Origin of the sequence: Stenotrophomonas sp. GbtcB23 (assembly GCF_019091045.1) — a bacterium.
Taxonomy (GTDB): domain Bacteria; phylum Pseudomonadota; class Gammaproteobacteria; order Xanthomonadales; family Xanthomonadaceae; genus Stenotrophomonas; species Stenotrophomonas rhizophila_A.
Genome location: NZ_JAGXKC010000269.1, coordinates 1 through 343 on the forward strand (window position 1 = coordinate 1; position 343 = coordinate 343).

A 343-nucleotide genomic window follows, 5' to 3' on the forward strand; every position below is an offset into this window, starting at 1 on the left:
GTTGCGCCCAGGCCGCATCGAGGACGTCCTTGAGGCTAACCGGCGGCGTGGGTACCGGCGCCTCGCAACCTGCCATTCGCCTGGGTGCTTGGGCCTGGTCAGTCGTCGGCTTTGTCCTCGGAAATGTGGACCGCCATGTCCTGCAGCACCTGGCTGACGTGCTGGTCCGCGATGCTGTAGAAGATGTGCTTGGCTTGGCGTTCGCCGCGCACGAGGCGCGCACCGCGCAGCAGCCGCAGGTGATGGCTGACCAGAGACTGCGACAGGTCGAGCGCTTCGGCGATGTCCCCCACGGCGACCGAGCCATGCATGCTCTGCAGCAGGATCTTCAATCGCGATTGGT

The 343-nt window shown here is 65.6% G+C and carries 1 protein-coding gene; it reads right to left on the minus strand.

Annotated elements, in window-relative coordinates:
• Positions 1-98: 98 nt before the first annotated feature.
• Positions 99-343, minus strand: a 245-nt coding sequence (locus tag KVS69_RS19080) for a metalloregulator ArsR/SmtB family transcription factor (RefSeq protein WP_217539536.1), incomplete at its 5' end; no start/stop codon positions are given.